General features: G+C 45.1%; 30 protein-coding genes. 15 read left to right on the top strand and 15 right to left on the bottom strand.

Translation table 11 applies throughout. The features are described from left to right. Positions 1 to 410: 410 nt before the first annotated feature. Complete coding sequence (locus AC1DXC_RS15255) at positions 411 to 1,181, top strand: enoyl-CoA hydratase/isomerase family protein (protein ID WP_477460016.1); 771 nt, start codon at positions 411 to 413, stop codon at positions 1,179 to 1,181. A gap of 188 nt (positions 1,182 to 1,369) precedes the next feature. Here the strand turns inward: AC1DXC_RS15255 and AC1DXC_RS15250 are convergent, their stop codons facing one another. The 3 genes from AC1DXC_RS15250 to AC1DXC_RS15240 all read right to left on the bottom strand — a co-directional run bounded on the left by AC1DXC_RS15250 (position 1,370) and on the right by AC1DXC_RS15240 (position 3,005). Beyond that, the gene (locus AC1DXC_RS15250) at positions 1,370 to 1,675 is read right to left on the bottom strand and encodes a hypothetical protein (RefSeq protein ID WP_477460015.1); all 306 of its coding nucleotides are present in this window, start codon (positions 1,673 to 1,675) and stop codon (positions 1,370 to 1,372) included. Between the two features lie 94 nt (positions 1,676 to 1,769). Further along, positions 1,770 to 2,063 (bottom strand): chaperone modulator CbpM, encoded by a 294-nt coding sequence (locus AC1DXC_RS15245; protein WP_477460014.1) that lies wholly within the window; start codon positions 2,061 to 2,063, stop codon positions 1,770 to 1,772. A gap of 15 nt (positions 2,064 to 2,078) precedes the next feature. Further along, a complete protein-coding gene (locus AC1DXC_RS15240; protein ID WP_477460013.1) occupies positions 2,079 to 3,005 on the bottom strand; it encodes a DnaJ C-terminal domain-containing protein in 927 nt (308 codons plus the stop codon). A 107-nt stretch (positions 3,006 to 3,112) separates the two neighbouring features. Here AC1DXC_RS15240 and AC1DXC_RS15235 point away from each other — a divergent pair, with 107 nt between their 5' ends. The 5 genes from AC1DXC_RS15235 (at position 3,113) to AC1DXC_RS15215 (ending at position 5,881) form a co-directional block, all read left to right on the top strand. Next, complete coding sequence (locus tag AC1DXC_RS15235; protein ID WP_477460012.1) at positions 3,113 to 4,057, top strand: acyltransferase; 945 nt, start codon at positions 3,113 to 3,115, stop codon at positions 4,055 to 4,057. Continuing rightward, positions 4,030 to 4,203 carry a hypothetical protein gene (locus AC1DXC_RS15230; RefSeq protein WP_477460011.1) on the top strand — a complete coding sequence of 58 codons (174 nt, stop codon included), beginning with the start codon at positions 4,030 to 4,032 and terminating at the stop codon, positions 4,201 to 4,203. Before AC1DXC_RS15235 ends, AC1DXC_RS15230 begins: the two co-directional genes overlap by 28 nt. 189 nt (positions 4,204 to 4,392) lie before the next feature. Continuing rightward, positions 4,393 to 4,728 carry a cupin domain-containing protein gene (locus AC1DXC_RS15225; RefSeq protein WP_477460010.1) on the top strand — a complete coding sequence of 112 codons (336 nt, stop codon included), beginning with the start codon at positions 4,393 to 4,395 and terminating at the stop codon, positions 4,726 to 4,728. A 60-nt stretch (positions 4,729 to 4,788) separates the two neighbouring features. Then, on the top strand, positions 4,789 to 5,298 hold the full coding sequence (locus AC1DXC_RS15220; protein WP_477460009.1) for a GNAT family N-acetyltransferase: 510 nt from the start codon (positions 4,789 to 4,791) through the stop codon (positions 5,296 to 5,298). A gap of 223 nt (positions 5,299 to 5,521) precedes the next feature. Then, entirely contained in the window at positions 5,522 to 5,881 is a 360-nt protein-coding gene (locus tag AC1DXC_RS15215; protein WP_477460008.1) for a DUF1493 family protein, read from the top strand. Positions 5,882 to 5,893: 12 nt separating this feature from the next. On the opposite strand, the gene AC1DXC_RS15210 is transcribed toward AC1DXC_RS15215, so the two are convergent. From AC1DXC_RS15210 to AC1DXC_RS15195, 4 genes are all read right to left on the bottom strand, one after another. After that, on the bottom strand, positions 5,894 to 6,451 hold the full coding sequence (locus tag AC1DXC_RS15210) for a YdeI/OmpD-associated family protein (protein WP_477460007.1): 558 nt from the start codon (positions 6,449 to 6,451) through the stop codon (positions 5,894 to 5,896). A 21-nt stretch (positions 6,452 to 6,472) separates the two neighbouring features. Continuing rightward, positions 6,473 to 6,685, bottom strand: coding sequence for a hypothetical protein (locus AC1DXC_RS15205; RefSeq protein ID WP_477460006.1), 213 nt, complete (start codon positions 6,683 to 6,685; stop codon positions 6,473 to 6,475). 237 nt (positions 6,686 to 6,922) lie between these two features. Next, a complete protein-coding gene (locus tag AC1DXC_RS15200) occupies positions 6,923 to 7,156 on the bottom strand; it encodes a hypothetical protein (protein ID WP_477460005.1) in 234 nt (77 codons plus the stop codon). Positions 7,157 to 7,227: 71 nt separating this feature from the next. Then, on the bottom strand, positions 7,228 to 7,701 hold the full coding sequence (locus AC1DXC_RS15195) for a VOC family protein (protein WP_477460004.1): 474 nt from the start codon (positions 7,699 to 7,701) through the stop codon (positions 7,228 to 7,230). Between the two features lie 211 nt (positions 7,702 to 7,912). On the opposite strand from AC1DXC_RS15195, the gene AC1DXC_RS15190 reads away from it, so the two are divergent. Then, on the top strand, positions 7,913 to 8,101 hold the full coding sequence (locus AC1DXC_RS15190; RefSeq protein ID WP_477460003.1) for a hypothetical protein: 189 nt from the start codon (positions 7,913 to 7,915) through the stop codon (positions 8,099 to 8,101). Between the two features lie 52 nt (positions 8,102 to 8,153). Beyond that, complete coding sequence (locus AC1DXC_RS15185; protein WP_477460002.1) at positions 8,154 to 8,483, top strand: hypothetical protein; 330 nt, start codon at positions 8,154 to 8,156, stop codon at positions 8,481 to 8,483. Positions 8,484 to 8,556: 73 nt separating this feature from the next. Here AC1DXC_RS15185 and AC1DXC_RS15180 read toward each other — a convergent pair whose 3' ends face one another. Further along, positions 8,557 to 9,405, bottom strand: a complete 849-nt coding sequence (locus AC1DXC_RS15180) for a glycoside hydrolase family 16 protein (protein WP_477460001.1) — start codon at positions 9,403 to 9,405, stop codon at positions 8,557 to 8,559. Between the two features lie 113 nt (positions 9,406 to 9,518). Between AC1DXC_RS15180 and AC1DXC_RS15175 the strand changes: the two genes are divergently transcribed. Genes AC1DXC_RS15175 through AC1DXC_RS15165 form a run of 3 tightly spaced genes read left to right on the top strand, consistent with a single transcriptional unit; the run spans position 9,519 to position 11,391 of the window. Then, positions 9,519 to 10,781, top strand: coding sequence for a metallophosphoesterase (locus AC1DXC_RS15175; RefSeq protein WP_477460000.1), 1,263 nt, complete (start codon positions 9,519 to 9,521; stop codon positions 10,779 to 10,781). 1 nt (position 10,782) lies between these two features. Then, complete coding sequence (locus tag AC1DXC_RS15170; RefSeq protein WP_477459999.1) at positions 10,783 to 11,136, top strand: hypothetical protein; 354 nt, start codon at positions 10,783 to 10,785, stop codon at positions 11,134 to 11,136. A 45-nt stretch (positions 11,137 to 11,181) separates the two neighbouring features. Continuing rightward, the gene (locus AC1DXC_RS15165) at positions 11,182 to 11,391 is read left to right on the top strand and encodes a hypothetical protein (protein WP_477459998.1); all 210 of its coding nucleotides are present in this window, start codon (positions 11,182 to 11,184) and stop codon (positions 11,389 to 11,391) included. Positions 11,392 to 11,508: 117 nt separating this feature from the next. Here the strand turns inward: AC1DXC_RS15165 and AC1DXC_RS15160 are convergent, their stop codons facing one another. Beyond that, complete coding sequence (locus AC1DXC_RS15160) at positions 11,509 to 12,519, bottom strand: ABC transporter ATP-binding protein (RefSeq protein WP_477459997.1); 1,011 nt, start codon at positions 12,517 to 12,519, stop codon at positions 11,509 to 11,511. A gap of 338 nt (positions 12,520 to 12,857) precedes the next feature. Here AC1DXC_RS15160 and AC1DXC_RS15155 point away from each other — a divergent pair, with 338 nt between their 5' ends. The 3 genes from AC1DXC_RS15155 to AC1DXC_RS15145 are packed head-to-tail and all read left to right on the top strand — an operon-like array spanning position 12,858 to position 14,427. Further along, entirely contained in the window at positions 12,858 to 13,010 is a 153-nt protein-coding gene (locus AC1DXC_RS15155; protein WP_477459996.1) for a hypothetical protein, read from the top strand. Positions 13,011 to 13,069: 59 nt separating this feature from the next. Beyond that, the gene (locus AC1DXC_RS15150; protein ID WP_477459995.1) at positions 13,070 to 13,717 is read left to right on the top strand and encodes an HAD family hydrolase; all 648 of its coding nucleotides are present in this window, start codon (positions 13,070 to 13,072) and stop codon (positions 13,715 to 13,717) included. Between the two features lie 50 nt (positions 13,718 to 13,767). Further along, positions 13,768 to 14,427, top strand: a complete 660-nt coding sequence (locus tag AC1DXC_RS15145) for an MBL fold metallo-hydrolase (protein ID WP_477459994.1) — start codon at positions 13,768 to 13,770, stop codon at positions 14,425 to 14,427. 59 nt (positions 14,428 to 14,486) lie between these two features. On the opposite strand, the gene AC1DXC_RS15140 is transcribed toward AC1DXC_RS15145, so the two are convergent. Then, positions 14,487 to 15,689 (bottom strand): ROK family protein, encoded by a 1,203-nt coding sequence (locus AC1DXC_RS15140; RefSeq protein WP_477459993.1) that lies wholly within the window; start codon positions 15,687 to 15,689, stop codon positions 14,487 to 14,489. Between the two features lie 182 nt (positions 15,690 to 15,871). On the opposite strand from AC1DXC_RS15140, the gene AC1DXC_RS15135 reads away from it, so the two are divergent. Further along, complete coding sequence (locus tag AC1DXC_RS15135) at positions 15,872 to 16,336, top strand: hypothetical protein (protein WP_477459992.1); 465 nt, start codon at positions 15,872 to 15,874, stop codon at positions 16,334 to 16,336. A gap of 29 nt (positions 16,337 to 16,365) precedes the next feature. Here the strand turns inward: AC1DXC_RS15135 and AC1DXC_RS15130 are convergent, their stop codons facing one another. From AC1DXC_RS15130 to AC1DXC_RS15110, 5 genes are all read right to left on the bottom strand, one after another. Continuing rightward, entirely contained in the window at positions 16,366 to 16,986 is a 621-nt protein-coding gene (locus AC1DXC_RS15130; RefSeq protein ID WP_477459991.1) for a pyridoxamine 5'-phosphate oxidase family protein, read from the bottom strand. A gap of 96 nt (positions 16,987 to 17,082) precedes the next feature. Continuing rightward, entirely contained in the window at positions 17,083 to 17,544 is a 462-nt protein-coding gene (locus tag AC1DXC_RS15125; RefSeq protein ID WP_477459990.1) for a GNAT family N-acetyltransferase, read from the bottom strand. Between the two features lie 146 nt (positions 17,545 to 17,690). After that, positions 17,691 to 18,140, bottom strand: a complete 450-nt coding sequence (locus AC1DXC_RS15120; protein ID WP_477459989.1) for a DUF695 domain-containing protein — start codon at positions 18,138 to 18,140, stop codon at positions 17,691 to 17,693. A gap of 86 nt (positions 18,141 to 18,226) precedes the next feature. After that, on the bottom strand, positions 18,227 to 18,607 hold the full coding sequence (locus AC1DXC_RS15115) for a response regulator (protein ID WP_477459988.1): 381 nt from the start codon (positions 18,605 to 18,607) through the stop codon (positions 18,227 to 18,229). Then, a complete protein-coding gene (locus AC1DXC_RS15110; RefSeq protein WP_477459987.1) occupies positions 18,588 to 20,282 on the bottom strand; it encodes a hypothetical protein in 1,695 nt (564 codons plus the stop codon). Before AC1DXC_RS15110 ends, AC1DXC_RS15115 begins: the two co-directional genes overlap by 20 nt. Positions 20,283 to 20,404 lie beyond the last annotated feature (122 nt).

Here is a 20,404-nt window from a genome sequence, read left to right as displayed (position 1 = left end):
GTGGGGTTAACCCGGCTAATTCCATGCTACGAACGTGGGGTTAAATTACTATAGAGCCTTGGGTTAATAAAAGAAGATAGCCAGGGTATCAGATCAGAATAGAGCCTCGAAGGCTAGAACTTATGAATATTTCCTACCGGCTATCTTCTCCACATCTTAACATCCCAAAATTATCAACAACAATCTGTTAATTAATTTCTTTGCAAGTCTAATGGAACTTGTTTCAGGACCCCATCATAAAAGTGGCCACTTTGCCGAGCCGCTTTACATACCGGTTACCTGCCGTGTGGGGTACCGAAACAAGTTCGGCATGACGGTGGTTTTTTTTGCCGTTGTCGGCTTGTGACCACCAACCCTTTGCCGCTTAGCTTAAATTTGCTGATATTGCCCCTGCATCCACATAACCAATTATGAGCAACACCGATAACGGCAACATATTGCTGCACATCAGCGATGAAGGCATTGCCACCATCACCTTTTACCACCCGGCGCAAAACTCGCTGCCATCGGCCCTTCTTAAGCAATTGGCCGATACAATTGACAATGCGGGTGCCGATCCAAAAACAAAAATCATCGTACTCAAAAGCGGCGGCGAGCGCACTTTCTGCGCCGGTGCAAGCTTCGATGAGTTACTGCAGATAAAAGATAAGCAGGCGGGAGCGGCGTTTTTTTCGGGATTTGCTACGGTGATAAATGCCTGCCGCAAATCACCCAAAATTATCATTGCCCGGGTGCAGGGCAAAGCGGTTGGCGGCGGCGTTGGGCTGGCGGCGGCAGCAGATTATTGCCTGGCAACCGAAGCAGCGGCCATTAAACTGAGCGAACTGGCCATAGGTATAGGCCCATTCGTAATTTCTCCTGCCGTAACACGCAAAATAGGCCTACCTGCATTCTCCCAACTCACCATCCGTGCAACAGATTTCCAGTCGGCGCAATGGGCCATGGAAAAAGGACTTTATAACGAGGTATATGCCGATATCCCGACACTGGATGAAGCACTGGATATCCTTAGCCAAAAACTCGCTTCCTATCACCCGGATGCGCTTGTAGGCCTTAAACAAATACTTTGGGAAGGTACCGGGGATTGGGATGAACTGTTATTAGAACGTGCTGCTATAAGCGGGGAGTTGGTATTATCAGAATTTACGCAACAGGCCTTGAAGGGGTTTTTGAAGAAATAAAAAATCACGTCATGTTGAATTTATTTCAACACACCATCATAAAAGTCGCCACTTTGCTGAGCTGCTTGCATGCTGGTTACTTGCCGTGTGGGTTCCCGAAACAAGTTCGGCATGACGGTTGGTTCAAAATAGCGCCACAAAAAAAGCCCCTCAACCGAGGGGCTCCATATATCTATCTGATTAAAAAATTACCATCTCCTGCCACCGCGACCCCAACCGTGTCCACGGCCATGGCCACGCCCTTCGTAATAATGTTCGCGGTAAACTACACGGCGGTATTGCGGCCTGTAATATACTCTGCGGTAAACGGGGCGGTTAACGTAAACCGGCTGTTCGTAGTAAACCGGCGCAGGTTCTTCATAATAGGCCGGATAAACTACCCTGCGGGGCTGGTAACCAATATGTATGGTTGCGCCTACCCTTACCTGGGCCTTTGCAAACTGTGCCGAAAAAGCTAATACCAGTGCTATTATCGAAAATTTAATAAACTTCATGACTATAATTTTTAGTTATAAATTCTTGTTCGTTTTGTAAGTATGACTGTTTAACGCTTCAAGGGTTTAAAAAATTATGCCAAATTTTTTCCCGTCAATCCTCGTAAAGACGCAACCGGCTGCGCAACAGGGCTATTTCCTGTTGCATATTTTCTACTTTATCCAGCAGTTCATCTATCACAAAAATGCCAGGCTCGTTAATATCCAACTGGGTGTGCAGGCGTGCAAGGCGTTCTATTTTTTGTATCTCATCTATTGATACACAGGAGGTTTCATCAACCACGGTTATTTCTATCAGCCCCGCTTCCTGCAATTGATCTATAAAGGCGTATTCTACATTATGGTAAATACAAAAATCGTGTACGGTTATCAAATTCAACGTTTTCATTGGCTTGATTTTTTTTTAAGATTTGGCTAATTCTTCAAACAATCCGCGCTGTTTTTCGGTCAGGTTGGTGGGTAATTGTACATTATAGGTAATATACAGGTCGCCATGCTGGCCGTCCTTTTTATAAACAGGCACGCCTTTTCCTTTCAGTTTTACCTTGGTTGCGTTTTGCGTGCCTGCGGTAACTTTCAGCTTCACTTTGCCGCTGAGGGTATCAGCCGTAATTTCGCCGCCCAAAACCGCAGTGTACAAATCAAGATTTATGGTTTTGTGCAAATCGCTGCCTGTGCGCTTAAACTCCGGGTCATCCGGTATGGTAAAGGTGATGTACAAATCACCTGCGGGTGCGCCGTTAGTACCAGCAGCGCCATGCCCTGCTATCTTAATCGTTTGCCCGTTCTCTATCCCTGCGGGGATGGTAAGGCGGATATTTTTGCCGTTAACGGTGAGCGTCTGCTTTTTCGATTCCATGGTATCGCGCAGGTTCATTTGGTAGGTGGCGTTTAAATCCTGCCCTCGATAGCGTTGCTGCTGCCTGCCGCCGCCTGCACCGCTCCCCGGAGGGCCGCCGCCAAACATGGAGTTGAAGAATTCCGAAAAATCACCGCCGCTACCGAAGTCCGTCCCGCCAAAATCCTGGGCACCGCCGCCGCCAAAGCCGCCGCTGTAGCTACTTTGCCGCTTTTGATTTTGCCGCGCTTGTTCATAAGCTTCGCCATTCTGCCAGTTTTCGCCGTATTTGTCGTACTTCTTACGCTTCTCGGGGTCGCTTAAAACCTCGTTGGCCTCGTTCAATTGCTGAAAGAGCTTATTGGATTCGGGGTTATCGGGGTTAAGGTCGGGATGATGCTTGCGCGCCAGCTTTCGATAGGCATTTTTAATGTCCTTATCGGTCGCGGTTTTATTCACCCCTAAAATTTTATAATAATCAATAAAGGCCATAACACATATAGGTTGTAGAAGATAAACCTGTAAACAGGGGCTAAGTTTTAATAGCTGCACTAAATTACGGTAAGATTATATAAATTACCCCACCAATTATCCCGTAAATGACGAGTATCACAAATCCCTCAACCGCGTTTAAACCCAGCCCCACGGCCTACCTTAATGTATTGCGCATTTTTGCCTGCCTTATGGTGCTGATTGTACACAGCGGTGAGTTCTTTTATATCGGCCCGACAGGCGATATCATCTCCACGCACTATGCCTGGGTAAACCATTATGGCAGCCTGATGCGCGCCTGTGTGCCGCTCTTTGTAATGATATCGGGCTATTTGCTGCTGCCGATAAAGGAATCAGCATCGGTATTTTATAAGAAGAGGTTTACCCGGCTGTTGTTCCCGTTTTTGATATGGTCGGTAATGTATTGCATCGTACCCTATTTTATGGGTACAGATAAGGCGGGTACTATGTGGGCCAACATTGCCAACATCCCGGTGAACATCAACTGGAGCGCGGGGCACTTGTGGTTTGTGTATATGTTTATTGGCGTTTACCTTTTTATCCCCATCATATCGCCCTGGGCACAAACGGCATCCAAAAACTTCAAATTATTCTTTTTGGCCATATGGGTATTCACCCTGTTTTTGCCCTACATCCGCACCATTTACCCCGACGTGCTGGGCGAGGTGTTCTGGAACAAATTCAGCAGCGTGTATTATTTCTCGGGCTATATAGGCTATTTGGTATTGGGGCAATATATTAAAGAACATGTGCGACTATCCAAGCCGACCACCATCGGCATCGGACTGGTACTGGTTATTGCTGGCTATATCATCACCCACCAGGTGTTTGCGCACCAATGGCCAACCGCCAAAACCCTGCCCGAACTGGAACTATCCTGGGCTTTCCCCACCATCAACGTAGCCATGATGGCCACCGGGCTTTTCCTGTTGTTCAGCCTATCAGTTTCAAAAGTGCCAAAACAGAGTTGGCGGTCGCAAAATTTTCTGGGCTTACTTACGGCATGTACCTGGCGCATATACTGGTATTAAACCAGTTCTTCGGCCCCATAAACAACTGGCTGCACGGCGAGCCCAGGCTGGTAATACCGGTGCTGGCACTGAGTACTTTTATCGCTACGTATATCGGCATAAAGCTGTTATCGTATTTGCCGGGGAGCAAGTATATTGTGGGGTAGGCAGCAGCCCCACCATTTGTCTGAACTCGAATTTTTCGTGTTAATTATTTTTCAATGGCACTCAAGAGGGCTGCGCCGTTTTAAGGAATTAATAGAATTTGTCGAATTAAGGAACTATGCATTCTGTATAATTCTCCTAATTCGACAAATTCGAGTTCGGACAACTCTTAAAACTTTAAACAAATTACTATGGATACTTCTATCTTCAAATATTTCGCAGACATACAAACCAAGGATATAGCCCCGGGCTATCACTCCAAAATTATACACACGGCCACCAATACCATCAATTTTATTGAGGTGGATGCAGGCAGCGATGTGCCGCCGCATCAACATATCCACGAGCAATGCGCATTCGTGCTGGAGGGTACTTTCCAGCTAACGGTTAACGGCATCCCTCAGGTAATGGAGAAAGGCATGTTCGCCATTATACCGCCCAATGTACCGCACGGCGGCCTTGCCATAACCGACTGCAAACTAATAGACCTTTTTGCGCCTCCGCGCGAGGATTTTAAGGCGCTATAAGGTTAAAAGGTTGAAGGTTGGAAAGTTTAAAAGTTAATGCAAATGTTATTTTTGCTGCTTATGAATATTACTAAAGCTACCGTTGCCGATATACCCGAACTTACTGCGCTGATCAACTCTGCCTATCGTGGCGATGCTTCTTTTAAAGGCTGGACGACCGAAGCGAGTATGATTGGTGGGCAGCGCATAGGCGCTGCCGATCTTGAAGAACAATTTGCCGATGCGGATGCCGCCATTTTAAAACATACCGAAGCCGACGGCAGCATAACCGGTTGCGTTTACCTCAAAAAACAAGGCGAAAAGATATACCTGGGCACGCTCAGCGTATCTCCGCTTTTACAGGCGCAGGGCATAGGCCGTAAGCTGCTCGAAGCGGCCGAAATCTACGCCCGCGAAGCAGGCATCCATACCATCATGATAACAGTTATCACCCTCCGCGAAGAATTGATTGCCTGGTACGAACGCCGCGGCTATCGCAAAACCGGCGAGATAGTGCCGCTGGATATTCCAGAGAATTTTGGCATACTGAAGCAACCGCTGGATATGTATAAGCTGGAGAAAGAGGTGTAGAAAGCACTTTCAGACTTATGCTCTCCGCCGCGTCATTGCGCGAGGAACGAAGCAATCTCCCGTTTAGCAGAGCGGCTTTGCATGTCGTCCTATCCTCCGTAGAGATTGCTTCGTGCCTCGCAATGACGATGGGGTTAATAGGAACACAGAAATTCTACAAAATCTCAAAATCCCATGCAACCTCTCGCCAAAAAATGCATCTCATATAGTATAAGGCGCAAGCATGGATCAACTACACCCACAGTTAAGAGATTTTATTATTGATTACTGTCGCAAGTATAAAGTGCAGCGTGTGGACCTGAACGACCTTTCGCCCAACACCAGCATCGATTTGGACCTGGATATCTTCGACATTGAAATAGACCTCTTTATTGATGAGTTTGCCGAACATTTTAAGATTGACGCTTCCCGCTTTACCTGGTACAAATATGGTTACCCTACCGGCTCTAACAAGGTAAATATGCTAAAAATGCTTTTTGGCTACAAACGCCCCTGGGTAAAGCAATTGGCCGAACGCTGGTACACGCCAAAACTACGCGTGCACACCCTGCAATCAGCTTTGCAAACGGGTAAGTTATTGTAAGGCTATCGGGCACTAGCCAATCCTCTTCCCCTCTTCGCTTGCTTTTATTAAATTTTCCAGCCTGCTCAATTGCGTTTTTTCCTGCTTGGCGCTCATTACCCTGTGCTGCGATAGTTTTTTATACCAGGGTGCCTGCGACTGGAAGAACGCCCAGGCAGCTTTGTTGGCTTTGAACTGTTTTTCGTAAGCGGCAGAGAAGGGCAATTCGTCTTTCTCGAAACTGTAGATGGCCGAGCGCTTTTCCTCGCGCAGGGCATAGGCGGCAAGGCCTGCCGGTTGCATCAGGCCTTTCTCTGTAAGTTCTGCTATTTTTTTGATGTTGATGCCGCTCCAGATGCTTTTGGGTTTGCGCGGGGTAAAGCGGATGCTGTAGCTATCGGCATTGATGTTCTTGCGCACGCCGTCTATCCAGCCAAAGCAAAGCGCCTGGTCTACCGATTGCGGCCAGGTGATGCTTGGCTTGCCGCTTTTGGTAGTATAAAAGCCTACCAGTAGTTCGGTTTTATCGGCATGGTTATGCTCCAGCCAATGCCTGAATTCATCCTGTGTGGCAAAAAAGGTTGCTTCCATGCAGGCTAATATACAAAGGCCTTACTGTTTTTTGGCCGTAGCTACAATAACAATACCGCCAACCAATAAAATACCACCAAGGTATGGCGGCCAGTTTACGGTTTTTTGCCTGTCGGCCGATATTTGGATGGGACCTGCATCTACTATTTTTTCCTTCTTGGTGTAGGTGAAGCCTGTCCATATCAGCATGGCCGCGCCTACAATGATGAGTACGATTCCGATTGTCTTGTTCATATTATTTCTTTTTTCACCGATTACACCGATTTGATGATTACACCGATTTGTTTTCATCGATTTAGATGATTTCATCGATGGTTGTGTGGACAATAGCAGATTACTTTAAATTGTTTGCGATGGGCACAGAATTAAGTTCACTAAACCCGATGGCAGCGGCACAACGTAAAGCGGATAGCGGGACTGGCGGAACAGATGGAATGCAGGAAGTCCTTTGCAAAAAGAGAATTTTCAATTTTACCTGTCCCCGCTCATTGCTCTAAGGTCGTAATCAGTCTCGTAAAGCTCGGTGTTGTGGATGTTCCAGTCTTCGATATCGATAATGCCGGGGATGGTTTGGTAATGGCTATCATCGTTGGGGCATTTTACTACATACCCCTCTATACCCACATGCGCTATAATGGGGCGCGCACCGCACTCGCGGCAGCGCTTGCAATAAACCGACTTAGGGATGTTAACGTAGCCCTTCATACTTAATTATACGCAAAAACCATTCCGTATGGTTGTGCCACACCGGAAATATTTATCGATACTACTGTTAATTATTTAGCGTCGTTAATTTCTATGAGGTAACCGTCCGGGTCGTTGATGTAAACCTGGTTAACGCCATCAACACGGTGCTCGGTTTTGCCGGTTTCGCCTTTCCAGTTGCTATAGGGGATGTTCATGCCGTTGAGGCGTTCGATAAAAGCCGGGATAGATGGCACGCTGAAGCACAAATGCACACCGCGGGGATAATCGGCCTTGGGGCAATTGGCTTGTATGATGTGCATCTGCAGATTGGGGCCAATGCTGTACCAGGTGTGCACGGTATCCTGGAAAGGGTTGGGGATAATTTTGAGCTGTAGTACGGTAGTATAGAACTTGTTGCTCACCTTAAGGTTGGCACTGCATAGCGCAGCATGATTAAAAGTGGCTTGCGCTTTAACCATAAAGGGTAGGCATGAGAAGGCACAAATGGCAACCGCCTTAAAAGCGCTTGCCCTTAAGGCTATTAGTTGGGTAGATAAGGGCATGGTAAAAAATAGTTTATGCCATAAATATACATGCAGGTAATACCATCTCCTAATTTTATTTGTAACAAACACGTGTAGTCGCGCCGCATCTATCCACCTCCAAAACACATTTGTAACGTTTATGTGATACGGCTTTTGCAGACTAAACTTTGCTTTACGGGCTTAGTTTAACTTATAAAGAAACAGTAATTGACACTAAATTATAGAAATCATGAAAAAGGAAATGATAAAAATGCTGGCCCTGTTGTTCTTAGGAGTAGGCGCATTATCTGGCTGCGCAATAGATAACGGCCGCTACCATAACAGGCACCATAACGACAGGCACCGCGACCGCGACCATAACGGCTATCACAATAATGATAACAATTATGGCCATAACAACGGTTACCACGGTAACTAATCAAAATTAAAAAGCAACCAACAGTTTAAACAACAATTAAAAAAAAGCAATCATGAAATATCTTAGAGTATTAGCCATAGCCATAGTAGCCATATTCGCCTTTGAGGGCGCAAAAGCACAAGTAGTAGTAAGGGCCCGCGTGGGCGCACCGGTACATACCCGTACCGTTGTAGTAGAAAGGCCTGCATACCGCACACATTACCGCCGCACGGTGGTAGCTACACGCCCCGTTTACCACAGGAATTATCGCCGCACTGTAGTGGTAGAACGCCCTGTGTACCGCAGTAATTATCGCCGCACCGTAGTGGTAGAGCGCCCCGTGTACCGCAGGGCAGTTGCCTATCACCGCCCTTACGAACGCGTTGTAGTTAGGCGTTATTAATAAAAAGGCTTAACACCTTTTCCCCTATAAAGCAAAATGGCTCTGTGGTAATTACCGCAGGGCCATTTTCATTTTATTTGGTTACCAGCACCCAATCTACTATTACCCTGGCATCTCCGGCCCTTATTTTATCTACCGTTGATTGTGTTATACCGAAATAAGGGTTATCGGCTTTGTTTACCGAGTGCGGAAAACCGCCGCCCAGTGCAAAATTGAGGATGATGAATTTCGGCGTATCAAACGCCCAGCGGCCATACTTTTCTACCATGGCTTTGGTTACGTTATAGGTTACATTGCCGTCTACCTTAAAAGTGAGGCCCTCTGCGGTCCAATCAACCGTGTACACATGCCATTGGGTAACATCTATGCCTTTTGGGAAGGGGTTGCGATGCACCAGCGGCGTATTGCCAAAATAACCGGGGCCGTGCAGAGCGTTGCTGGTCCAGCTGCTGTCGCCTACGGTTTCCATAATATCTATCTCGCCGCAATCGGGCCAGTGACCTTTGCCCAACAGCCAAAAGGCGGGCCAAAGCCCGGCCCCTGCGGGCATCTTCATCCTTGCCGAAAAGGTGCCGTAGGTAAACATCATTTTATCGCGTGTATTTATCCTGCCCGATACGAAATCGTATTTCTTTTGCTCTTTGCTGGTGTGGCCGGATTTGTAAACGGCCTTTAAAACCAAGGCACCATTGGTTGCGCCTTCGGCTTTGCCGTTAATCATATATATCGTGGCTGACGAGTCGATATAAGCCTGCTGCTCATCATTAACGGTATGGCCCGTAACTTCTGCATTCCATTTGCTACGGTTGAGGGCGTTGGCGTTAAAGTCTTCAAAAAACAAAGTGTCTTTTTTAGTTTGCTGCGCGATGGCAGCGGTGGAAGCGAGTAATAAAACAGAGAGGGTGAACGTACGTGAGATCATTGAGAGAGATTTTAGTTGAGGCTTTAAAAATAGTTATTTAGTGCAATAGCCGCTCAATTTTTACACCCTAATTACCTTAGCTTGTTTACCTTGCAACTTTACCCAGCTACACTATGCATAAAGGCGGTTTTTTAAATGTGTTCCTGATAATTGCAGCCCTTACGCTGCTAATGGACTGGTACGTAATAAATGGCCTGCGCACGCTTACGGCCGACTGGCAATCGCGCCCGTGGCGCTTAATTGTGCTTTGGGGCTACGCGGTTATCTCCATAGGCGTAACGGTGGTTTTTATGGCCGGCTTCGGTAGTTACAGTACATCGCGGGGGATGACACCTTACCACGAGTGGATGCTGAGTCTGCTGTTTACCTTTTTTGTTACCAAGCTGGTTTTTATCATCGTTATTTCCTTGTGCGACCTGGGCCGTTTCCTATATGGCATAGGCGACAATATCCTGCATGATAAACCGGAAGACCAGCCCTTCTTCCCGGAACGGCGCAAGTTCATCGTCCAGCTTGGTTTGATATTGGCCGCCATACCTTTTAGCGGGTTCCTTTATGCCATGATACGTGGCAAGTACGATTATAAGGTGCACCGCACTATTATTTATTATGATGAACTCCCAGAGGCTTTCGATGGTTTTACTATAACGCAGCTGTCAGATATCCATTCCGGGAGTTTCGATAACGTAACCGCCATGCAACGGGGGATAGATCTGGCCAAAGCCCAAAAATCTGACCTGTTTGTGTTTACCGGTGACCTGGTGAACAACGCCGCCTGGGAAATTGAACAATATATCGATAGATTCGGCCAGCTAAAGGCCCCTTATGGACAGTTCTCTATACTGGGCAACCACGATTATGGCGACTATATCCCCTGGGATAGTGCCGAAGAAAAAGCCGCCAACCTGCAGAAGCTGAAACGCCACCACGCCGAGCTGGGGTATCGCTTGCTGCTTAACGAAAACGTGGAGATAGAAAAAGGCGGGCAAAAGATAAGCCTCATCGGCGTAGAAAACTGGGGCAAGGGCTTCATCCAACTGGGCGACCTGGACAAGGCCCTGCGTGGCGTTGATAAAGATGCCTTTAAGATACTCCTCTCGCACGATCCTACCCACTGGGAAGAAAAAGTGCGTTACAACCCTACCGATATCCACCTCACCTTATCGGGCCATACGCATGGCGCACAATTCGGTATAGAAACGGCGGGCATCAAATGGAGCCCTATTAAATACAAATACCTGGATTGGGCCGGCCTCATCAACCATAAAAACCGCTACCTATACGTAAACAGGGGTTTCGGCTTTTTGGCGTTCTCGGGAAGGTTAGGTATCTGGCCGGAGATTACAGTGATAACGTTAAAGAAAAAGGTGGCTTAAAATGGATGTTGCAATAATCCCCGTTGCCGTGGTGACAGTAGTTTTTGCGTATCTGGAAATCAAAAAACGATTGAAGAAGCGGCCGGTAATCACAAAAAACACGATTAATGAAACGGCTACTGTTTTGGAGGTCGAGAAAAGTGACGTCCAATATACCAACGGTAGAGACCATGGTATACGAGACTTCGAGATTACGTTACTAGTACAAAATACGGAATTTGGCGAAAGGAATATTGTGGTGACGCAAAAATTCAAATTTTGGTTGCACCCTGAAGTTGGAGACCTTGTCGAGATTGTTGTCGAAGTAGGCGATACTAACAACGCAGTTATTTTGTTTGACAGCGGGAAAAGCTAAAACATCCTGATAAAACAATTCCGCCTCGTTCAGGCTTATCCTATCATGGAAAAGAAGAAAATAGGCGCCGGGAAAGCCCAGCCAACGCACAGCAATAACCATAACGCACTGGAAGTAATGAAGCCGTTCCTACTTTTTGGCGTGAAGGCTATAGCGGTAATCGGCGCTGCCTTAGTTACCATCGTGCGCAACATTCCTAAGCCGGAAGCCGATAAACCGAAGAATAAAAAAGACGGAAGGATAATAAAGATTTGAGGGAGTCCGGAAGTTGGAAAGTCCGCAGTCCGAAAGATGTCTTGAATTTCGGATAAAGAATATATCGGATTATGCCGCAGCTATTCTTTCGGACTTCCGGACTAAAAACTTTCCGACTTAAGACAGCCACTTCCCAAACTCGTAGAACTTTTCGATTTTTATACCCAGTTTGCTGCCCGGTTTGTATTTAGCGCGGTCGTAATTGATAACGCGTAACGATACCTCATCGCGCTCTATTACCAGTTCTTCGTAAAAGCCTTTGAACAGCACTTGCTTCACCGTCCACCTTTTGGGGCCGATACCGCCGATGGTGATGTGTTCGGCATAAATAACCACCGTTCCGCGTTTAGATTTTATGCCACACACCGCTGCCTGGGCTGCGGTAAGCTCGCTGCAGCTTACCAATATCTTCGCCGTATATAAAAGCTTTGGCGACTGGTAAAGCTTTTCGGGTGAGCCATGCTCCACTATCTCACCCTCTTTTATCACGATGAGTTCATCGGCCATGCTTAGCAATTCGGCCGGGTCGTGCGATACCAGTATTACGGTTACGCCCCATTCCTTTACAATCTGGCGTATATCGTGCTGCAAATCGTCGCGGTAATTAGCATCAACCTGGTTAAAGGGCTCATCCAGCATCAACACTTCTGGGCGGTTTATAAGGGCCTTGGCAATGGTAACGCGCTGTTCCTCGCCGCCGCTCAGCTTACCGAAGGATTGTTCTTTTAGGCCGTATATACCCAATAAATTAAGGGCTTGGGTAGTTTTCTGCACCTGGTAGTTTACGTCCCCCGTTGGTAAGCCTGCGCAAACATTCTCCCAAACAGATGCACCCATATCCATATCACGGTTATCCTGGCTCACCATAGTAATAGCGGCGTGCGCTGCGGTAGAGCCATCGCTGCGCGGCGGCAGCACCTGCGAATGGAAGAAAACTTCGCCCGAATCGGGCTTGATGCTACCGTTGAGCAGTTTAAGCAAAGTGGTTTTGCCGCTGCCGCTTTCGCCCACTATGGCGGTTATCTTCCCCTTAGGGATGAACACGGTAATATTGTTTACCCCGGTAGATTTGTCGCCAAAAAAGTTCTTGGTTATTGATATGGTTTCCAGTATCAGTTCGGCGCTCATAAATATCTGCAGGGATTTTTCAATTCTTTCAAACCTAACCTATAAAAGCTTATCGGCCAAAAAAAAGTTAAAAACTGTCTGAACCGGGATTTAGCGGATTTTTACGATTAATGGGATTTTGATTTGCCAGGGAGGATACATTTTTATCTGTCCTCTGGGATTGTGGCAGCCCCCTTCCGCGCATATCCCTCGCTTCGACTTCGCAATGACAACTGTTGCGATAAACAATAGTCGAACTGCAAACTGCTCCCCGCAAACTGCCCACTAATTAAACCTTCCCCTATAATTCCCGTCGAATTATACAGAAACACAACAAAGAATATTTAATTAGTACTACCATGAAAACTACCCTATCAACCATAAAAAACGATCTTTTCCGCGTATTTGTAAAAGGCGATGCCGACACTACCCAAATGGCTCACGTATTTGTACTAATGGCCGTTCCGTCTATCGCATCCTTGTTAGCGTTCGGTCATTTCCCGGTATATTAATAACCGTAAACTGTCCCTGCAAAAAATAATCTGCTATTTTTGCGGCACAAAACGCAAAAATGGATAGCACGCTTAAAGGCAAATACGACAGCATCATCTTCGACCTCGACGGCACCCTTTGGGATAGCACCGAGACCATTACCCAGGCATGGCAAGCCGCCCTTAACCAGGCGCCTTATATGAGCGATGAGGTAATGACGCGCGAACGCGTACGCTCTATTACCGGGATGACTTACGATAAGATATTCGAAAAGCTATTCCCATTTTTGAGTACTGAACAGCGTGCCGAGGTACAAAAACTATGCTCGGTAAGCGAACTGGAGATACTGCACAAGCAAGGCGGTACCCTGTACCCTAAACTGGCCGAAACGCTGGAGTACCTGGGGCGGCGCTATAATCTGTACATCGTGAGCAATTGCCAAAGCGGGTATATCGAATTATTTTTGGATCTGAACAACATGCACCACCACTTTTTGGCGCACCAATGCTACGGCACCAAGGGCAACCCCAAGGCCGATAACATCCGCGATATAGTAGAGGACAATAACCTGATTTCGCCGGTGTACGTAGGCGATACTATGGGCGATTACGATGCCGCCACCAAAGCGGGCGTGCCATTCATATTCGCTTCTTACGGTTTCGGCGTGGTGGAGAGCGGGCAGGTGGCTACCATAGATAGCTTTGAGGCGCTGAAGGAAATACTTTAGGCCAAACCTTTTTTGTGGCGATGGGTTTATCGGTTAAAGCGTAGCCTGTAATGAAGATATCCAAATACATCCATTCGTGCCTTTTATTTGAACTGGAGGGGCATAAACTCTTGTTCGACCCGGGGAACTTTACCTTTGCCGATGGCACCGTAACGCCCGAAATGTTTGCCGATGTAGATAGCATCATCATTACCCATATCCATCCCGACCATCTCGATATAGAAAACCTCAAAAAAATAAAAGCCCTCGGCAGCCCTACCATCTACACCAATATGGAGGTGGGCACGGCCATACAAAAAGCGGGATTGAATTATACTTTGATAGAAGAAGGTGTTTATAGCATCGGCCCCTTTAAGCTTGAGGCCATCCCGGTAGTGCATGAGCCGCTGTTAGATAGCCCCATACCGCAGATGACAGGTTTTATTATCAATGATAAGGTACTGCACCCGGTAGATTCTATGGAAGATAAGCTTACCCAATACCACGGCATAGAATTACTGCTGCTGGTTACCATGGCACCCTTTGCCAACGAGTTGCGAATAGCAGGCTTTGGCGATAAGGTGAAGCCCAAAAAGATTCTGCCATTGCACGATGGCTTTGCGAAGCCATCCTTCGTGAAATCGCGTTTCCAGAATTATGCCAGGCATTTTGCCAAAACCGGTATCGAGTTTATTGAGATATATGAACCGGGCGATACTATTGCCATTTAGAGATTAATGGCCGGAGGTTAGAGAATGACCGGTAGGCAGGTGCTCTATCCTCTAATTAACTAACCCCTCACCTTCACTTCCTTATCAAAATTCTCCATCACCAGCACTGCCGCGCCAATCAACTCGGCATCGAAACCAAGGGCGGAGATCAGCAGCTCTGTGCCCGATGCCAAACGAGGGATACAGTATTTAAGCAGGGCCTGTTGTATGGGTGCCAGCAATATCTTGCCCACCTTTGCACCGCGGCCACTCAAAACGATGGTAGCCGGGTTCATGATATGGATGAGGATAGCCAGCGCTTTGCCTATTTTATAGCCGGCATCTGACAACAGCTCCAGCGCAAACTGGTCGCCCTGATTGGCGGCATCCATCAAGGCATCGCCCATCAGTTTAAAGTTGCCATCCATGGTTTTCAGGCTGGTAACGCGGCCCTCTTTTATGCCCTCTTCGGCTTTCTCGGCCACCACCAGCATGCTGGCTTCGGCCTCCAGGCAGCCACGTTTGCCGCAGGTACAAAGCGCGCCATCGTCTGACAAGGGGATATGGCTCAACTCGCCCGCAAACCCGTTAGATCCGCGGAATATTTTACCATCTATAATCATCCCCAAACCTATACCCCAGCCCAGGTTAATCACCATTACTTCCTGCTGAAATTTGGCTATGCCAAACTTTTGCTCGGCAAGGGCAATCAAACTGCTATCGTTATCTATGTAAGTGGTAATGCCGGTGTGCTGGCTTATATGGTCGCTCAGGCTTTGTCCGCCGGCATCCATGTAGGTGTAGTTGATGCCTTCTACCGCGTTGATGAAGCCCGGCATCCCTATGCCAATGCCCGCTATTTTGCTTTTAGAGATACCGCTTGCAGCCACATAATCGTTTAGGCTGTCTATCAGCGTGGGCAGTGCCTCGTCGTTATTCAATAGTTTTATATCAACGGTAACCATTGCGGCAACAGGGTTGTTCTGCAAATCTATCAGTTGCAGGCGGGCGGTTAGCTGGTCCATCGCTACGGCCAAAATATACATGGCTTTAGCATTGATGGCGTACATCAGGGGGCGGCGGCCACCACTCGATGGCGCGTACCCTTCCTCTACCACAAAGCCTTCTTTTATCAGTTCGTTTATCGCCTTTGTAATAGAGGGGATGCTTTTATCAAACAACAGGCTAAGCCCCGCGCACGACATTGCATTATCGAAATACAGGCGCTTGATGATCATGTTTTTTAACCAGCTGCCTTTAATGCCGTTACTTTTTATTTCCATTCAGTATAAGTGCTGCAGTTTTTAAGATATGTGCATAATTCAATCCGATAAAAATAAAAATAATGCATCAAAGTACAACATAATCATTTTAGCCATCTGCTCCCCCTCTTTTTTTAATAACTATGCCCGGTAATTAAATAGCAGTATATTTACCAAATCAATAAACGACTGCCAAACTATTGATGATGAACAAGATACTGTTGATTTTGGCGCTTGCCGGCTTTTTAACTTCCTGCAAAAAAGAAGATAGTGGCCCCGGTACCGATGCTTTACTTAAAGGCGAGTGGAAGACAAACCTGACCACCGACGTGATATTCGACAACGCAACCGGCACCGAACTTACCCGGGTAAGCTACCTGCATGGCTTGGAAACTAAACTTACTTTTGACGGCGCGGGCTCGGTAACATCGTACGATACCGAGTACAAAACAACCCTGAAACACGCTTACACTCTGCGTACCGAAAACAACCACACTTATCTGAGCACGCAGATCGTAGGTTTTGAACCGGCGGAATATGATATACTGGCCCTCCACGATCCCGACCTGCAAATGAAAGGCACCGTAATAAGTAATTTGCCGTACAGCATCAATGGTAAAAATTACCGGGTGCATTATGAGCGCACGCAATTCTTCACGAAACAATAAGCGGTTTATTTTGCAGGAGTTGGCAGCATTTATGATTTAATATCGGCCAGCTGCTTTTTCAGTTTCTCCAGCTCATATTCCAATTTTAACACATACTCGTTTTGCGGGGCGAACGCCCGCTTTATTTCGTCTTCGGTATAGCGTGGGGTAATATGCTGGGGGCAATTCCAATCAAATGCTTTTACATCAAATAGCATCATCCGCTCGGGGGTATGTTTATAATCGGCAGGGTCTAATAATTTAAACAGAGCGGGGTCGTCTTTCAAATCTACAATGCGGGCATCGGCATAAATTTTAAGGCGTGTTTTATGTGGATAATCCATCAGGAACAGCGCCACCTGGTGATGACTTAGCACATTGCCAACGGATATATATTGTTTATTCCCCCTAAAATCAACCAGGCCAATGGTGCCTGAATTTATCACTTTAATAAAACCCACCGGCCCGCCACGGTGCTGTATATAGGGGTAGCCATTTTCGCCAATGCTGGCCATGTAAAAGCTATCGCGGCTTTCAATAAACTCAATTTCTGCCTCTGTTAAACCGTCTTTATCTGTTTGGGTCTCCATCCTTGCGTAGCTTTGGCGGCTGCCGTATTGTTCCTGTAAAGCTTTAATACCATCGGTAAAGGCGAATTTTGCAAAGTTCATAGCTGTGTGGCAATTAGTGCTGGTATAAAGGTATTACAAATCAGCCCCATAACCCAAAGCCTAAACGCCCGCCAATCAAATTTACATTGGCGTTATTTACAAGCCCATCCGCATTTGTATCATACTTTTGGTGAAGCCGCTTTTCTCGTAGGCTTTTACTGCCGGGGTGTTCTCATAATAAACTTCCAGCTGCAATTCGGTCATGCCCTGGCTTATGGCCCAATCTTTTAAGGCCTGCATCACCAGGTTGTTTACGCCCTTACCTCTGTGTTGCGGCAACACGTACATAAAGCCAAGGTAAGCATGCTGCGGATGGTTTAAGAAGTGCTTAGATTCCTGTATGCGGGCGTATCCGCTGCCTATGGGCTCGCCGTTTAATTCGGCCACCACAAGATGGATGTGCGTGGCAGCAATCATCAGCTCAAGGTCGTAATAGTTTACCGGATTGGGTTTAATAGTTGGGTCGAACGGACGTTCGGCAGTAATTACGCCTTGCTCAAATTGAAGCAATACGGGCATATCGGCCATTGTGGCCTCGCGAACAATGATGGTCTCCATGCCGCTAAATTACTATTTTGATAGCCCCGATAAACACGATTGAATGATTTAAAGATTAACACGATTTCTCAATGTAGGTGTCTTATATATTCGCCCGCATACCTCCCGTTTTTAGAATTTAGAATTTCGGTTTTAGAATTTCTCTCTTAGGCTGCTCCTCCGAAATCGGCTATGAAGGCGTAGTAATCGTTCCAAGTGGGGTCTTCGGCTTTTTCGATGCGGATGGGCAGCGTCTCAAAATCGAAGAGCACGGTATCTATGCGTTCCTGTGCGCTATCGGCGTTGGCGGTGTACCAGGTCCATTGTTTTTCGCCCTGGCCTGCCATTACGGTTGCCAGTATGCTTTGCCTATCGCCCTCTAACGCTTCTACTAGCTTGTATTCCAGGTTATCCATTACGTTTGCTTCGCCGGGCGTGGGCATCTCCGCGGCTTCGTCGGTATCGTAGCTCCAGGTGATAGTGATTTTTTGGGTATAGTTGCCACTATCGATAAAGCTGCGCAGGTTTTGGCGGTAACGTACCATTACGGGTATCCCTTCGGCATTCGAACCTTCGGCACCCGTCCAGTTATCTTCCAGTATCAAGTCGTCGTTCATACTTTAATAAAGGGGATTGGGGGAGAAATGTTTGGGAGCGGCAGAAGGAGCTGATTTAATTAAATGATAGCCCCAAACCATCGTTTTTACAGTAAACTGTAATGTTCAAATGCCGCCTTTATCGCATTTATTGTCAATGGTTTAGAAATTATCGGATAATCTGGAAGATCATTAGTTTTCAACTTTTCTTTCATAGCGATATGACCTGTCAATATCATGATTTTAGGCTGATTAATGCCAAGCCTTATAACTTCCTTTATCAATTGATAACCATCCATTTTACTAACGATAGATAAATCTATATCTACAATTAGCACGTCAAAAGTACTTAACTTAGTCAAATCTCCGAACTCTTGTGATGATTTATAGTCTTTAATTTGCAGACTATTTTTACAATAGATTAAGTTAAACCCATCAAAAGAACTCTTGAAATTAACATACTCATTTTCAAATATCGCTACTTTCATATCTCCTAATAGTTAAAACTAAACTTAAAATATCGTCTACCAAGTATAATTTATGTTCAATATCCAATTGTTCCAAATATTGTTTGATAATTTTCAAACCCTTACTATTTCTCTTCATAATCTCACTCATGCGTTCATTATTAAAATCGTCAATGATTTTTATGAGCTCTTTTTTGTTCTTATCAATGCTTTTAACTTTATTGCTGAATTCAATGATGGGCACTTCATCATTATTATAGCGGAATTTTATTGTGCAAAAGCCATTCGAATGTTTAGCTAAATTTATGATTAATTCTTCAATAATAAATTCAAAAAGATGGGTATTAGATTTCGTAAGCGAATCTAATGTTACGAAGTCCCATTCGACCAAAAGTTCATTTACTATAATGCTATTTTCGAATAAAGTCCTTATGATAGTAAATAGTTTTCTTAATTTAAAAATTTTGGTATCGCTGATAATGTTAGGATTACTAGCCTTCTCTGCCATCTGGTTCATTTTATCTGTAATCGGTAAAATGTTATTCATTGCATTTTTCTTTTCTCGTTCAATAATTATGTGAAATTGATCTTTAATACCACTGCTTTTCATTTTTTCATAATATTCTAACATGGAAAAGTAGCTCGTTATGGGAGAAAGCTTATTATTCAGAAAGTGAATAGCATTAACAGCTATATCTATATCTTCTAGCCGCTGTTTTAGCGCTGCGAAATATTTCTTATTCTCATTTTGATATACGTATTCAACGCTGATTATGTTAGTGATTTTGGATAATAGCGGCACCAAAATTTTATTTAAATAGATATTGAAAAAAATCCTTATTGGTTTCTTTTTAAATGCGACGAAAAATACGTACTGCGAATCTTGGTAAGAATTGAGCAGAAACACGTTATTGTTACTAAAAATGCCGTCTATTTCAATTTCAAAATCCAACGCCCTTTTATCCTCAAATAAAATTTCTAACAATTCATGTTCCTGTAAATTGAACTTTATAATAAATTGGGAGCTTATTAGTATTTGTAATTTTTGAGAATTACCGATCTTAAAAAGTGCTATATGTTCAATTGGAATAAATTTATTTATCAGCGGTACATTTTTATGCACCTTCATTATTCTTTGGAATAGCAAATGGGTTTTGCCAATATTGAAATTTTCCTGATAAAATTGTTCAATTAAAGTGTAAAGGTTATTGCTAAAGTCCATCACGCTTAATCGTATATAAAAAAGAGTATTTATGGCGCTGATTGCTATAATTGGGATAAAAAACCGGGTGTTAAAAGTAAAATTATTTAGTATGTATAGTGATAATATCAATACAACATACAGAATAATTGGAAACGGCGTAGGCCTTCTATCGCTTGAGTGATTGAGAGTATTTATTAACGGTAAGAATAAAAAAATGGAAATATTAATATCATTCAAAGATTTACCCCATATAATCATTAAAATAAAAAGATAATCATTTAATAATCTAATTACTACCAGCCAAAAATTCCTTTTGAATATTAAATAGGCATAGATACCAGCATAAACCACATACCCCGCTAAATATATTTTATAAGAAAAAGCATTACCAAACTTATAAAGTACTGTAAAAGAGTAGAACACTAATATAACGCGGAAAAACAGTGAGTTGACTTTTCGTAAAATTGAGTCGGTCGCTTTTAATATGGACATTACATTTTGAATCTTTTAATAAGTTGGTCTATCAAAATATTGATGACTATTAATATGAAGAAGCATTTTCCTAAGACGAACACAATCGCCCCTGTTAGTGAAGTTGGTGTTACAAAAGAAGG

This window comes from Mucilaginibacter sp. P2_D11, assembly GCF_056404435.1.
Note: the sequence above shows the minus strand (reverse complement) of the source record. Positions and strands in the feature narration are given on the sequence as shown.

Excerpts from the sequence above, each read along its gene's own strand:
- AC1DXC_RS15180 (WP_477460001.1), bottom strand. The coding sequence starts at position 9,405 with ATGATCTCACGTACGTTCACCCTCTCTGTTTTATTACTCGCTTCCACC.
- AC1DXC_RS15150 (WP_477459995.1), top strand. The coding sequence starts at position 13,070 with ATGGATAGCACGCTTAAAGGCAAATACGACAGCATCATCTTCGACCTC.
- AC1DXC_RS15250 (WP_477460015.1), bottom strand. The coding sequence starts at position 1,675 with ATGAAGTTTATTAAATTTTCGATAATAGCACTGGTATTAGCTTTTTCG.
- AC1DXC_RS15220 (WP_477460009.1), top strand. The coding sequence starts at position 4,789 with ATGAATATTACTAAAGCTACCGTTGCCGATATACCCGAACTTACTGCG.
- AC1DXC_RS15190 (WP_477460003.1), top strand. The coding sequence starts at position 7,913 with ATGAAAAAGGAAATGATAAAAATGCTGGCCCTGTTGTTCTTAGGAGTA.
- AC1DXC_RS15255 (WP_477460016.1), top strand. The coding sequence starts at position 411 with ATGAGCAACACCGATAACGGCAACATATTGCTGCACATCAGCGATGAA.
- AC1DXC_RS15215 (WP_477460008.1), top strand. The coding sequence starts at position 5,522 with ATGGATCAACTACACCCACAGTTAAGAGATTTTATTATTGATTACTGT.
- AC1DXC_RS15170 (WP_477459999.1), top strand. The coding sequence starts at position 10,783 with ATGGATGTTGCAATAATCCCCGTTGCCGTGGTGACAGTAGTTTTTGCG.
- AC1DXC_RS15110 (WP_477459987.1), bottom strand. The coding sequence starts at position 20,282 with ATGTCCATATTAAAAGCGACCGACTCAATTTTACGAAAAGTCAACTCA.
- AC1DXC_RS15175 (WP_477460000.1), top strand. The coding sequence starts at position 9,519 with ATGCATAAAGGCGGTTTTTTAAATGTGTTCCTGATAATTGCAGCCCTT.
- AC1DXC_RS15115 (WP_477459988.1), bottom strand. The coding sequence starts at position 18,607 with ATGAAAGTAGCGATATTTGAAAATGAGTATGTTAATTTCAAGAGTTCT.
- AC1DXC_RS15130 (WP_477459991.1), bottom strand. The coding sequence starts at position 16,986 with ATGAACTTTGCAAAATTCGCCTTTACCGATGGTATTAAAGCTTTACAG.
- AC1DXC_RS15135 (WP_477459992.1), top strand. The coding sequence starts at position 15,872 with ATGATGAACAAGATACTGTTGATTTTGGCGCTTGCCGGCTTTTTAACT.
- AC1DXC_RS15195 (WP_477460004.1), bottom strand. The coding sequence starts at position 7,701 with ATGCCCTTATCTACCCAACTAATAGCCTTAAGGGCAAGCGCTTTTAAG.
- AC1DXC_RS15225 (WP_477460010.1), top strand. The coding sequence starts at position 4,393 with ATGGATACTTCTATCTTCAAATATTTCGCAGACATACAAACCAAGGAT.
- AC1DXC_RS15240 (WP_477460013.1), bottom strand. The coding sequence starts at position 3,005 with ATGGCCTTTATTGATTATTATAAAATTTTAGGGGTGAATAAAACCGCG.
- AC1DXC_RS15145 (WP_477459994.1), top strand. The coding sequence starts at position 13,768 with ATGAAGATATCCAAATACATCCATTCGTGCCTTTTATTTGAACTGGAG.
- AC1DXC_RS15185 (WP_477460002.1), top strand. The coding sequence starts at position 8,154 with ATGAAATATCTTAGAGTATTAGCCATAGCCATAGTAGCCATATTCGCC.
- AC1DXC_RS15155 (WP_477459996.1), top strand. The coding sequence starts at position 12,858 with ATGAAAACTACCCTATCAACCATAAAAAACGATCTTTTCCGCGTATTT.
- AC1DXC_RS15210 (WP_477460007.1), bottom strand. The coding sequence starts at position 6,451 with ATGGAAGCAACCTTTTTTGCCACACAGGATGAATTCAGGCATTGGCTG.
- AC1DXC_RS15200 (WP_477460005.1), bottom strand. The coding sequence starts at position 7,156 with ATGAAGGGCTACGTTAACATCCCTAAGTCGGTTTATTGCAAGCGCTGC.
- AC1DXC_RS15230 (WP_477460011.1), top strand. The coding sequence starts at position 4,030 with ATGTACCTGGCGCATATACTGGTATTAAACCAGTTCTTCGGCCCCATA.
- AC1DXC_RS15245 (WP_477460014.1), bottom strand. The coding sequence starts at position 2,063 with ATGAAAACGTTGAATTTGATAACCGTACACGATTTTTGTATTTACCAT.
- AC1DXC_RS15140 (WP_477459993.1), bottom strand. The coding sequence starts at position 15,689 with ATGGAAATAAAAAGTAACGGCATTAAAGGCAGCTGGTTAAAAAACATG.
- AC1DXC_RS15120 (WP_477459989.1), bottom strand. The coding sequence starts at position 18,140 with ATGAACGACGACTTGATACTGGAAGATAACTGGACGGGTGCCGAAGGT.
- AC1DXC_RS15205 (WP_477460006.1), bottom strand. The coding sequence starts at position 6,685 with ATGAACAAGACAATCGGAATCGTACTCATCATTGTAGGCGCGGCCATG.
- AC1DXC_RS15165 (WP_477459998.1), top strand. The coding sequence starts at position 11,182 with ATGGAAAAGAAGAAAATAGGCGCCGGGAAAGCCCAGCCAACGCACAGC.
- AC1DXC_RS15235 (WP_477460012.1), top strand. The coding sequence starts at position 3,113 with ATGACGAGTATCACAAATCCCTCAACCGCGTTTAAACCCAGCCCCACG.
- AC1DXC_RS15160 (WP_477459997.1), bottom strand. The coding sequence starts at position 12,519 with ATGAGCGCCGAACTGATACTGGAAACCATATCAATAACCAAGAACTTT.
- AC1DXC_RS15125 (WP_477459990.1), bottom strand. The coding sequence starts at position 17,544 with ATGGAGACCATCATTGTTCGCGAGGCCACAATGGCCGATATGCCCGTA.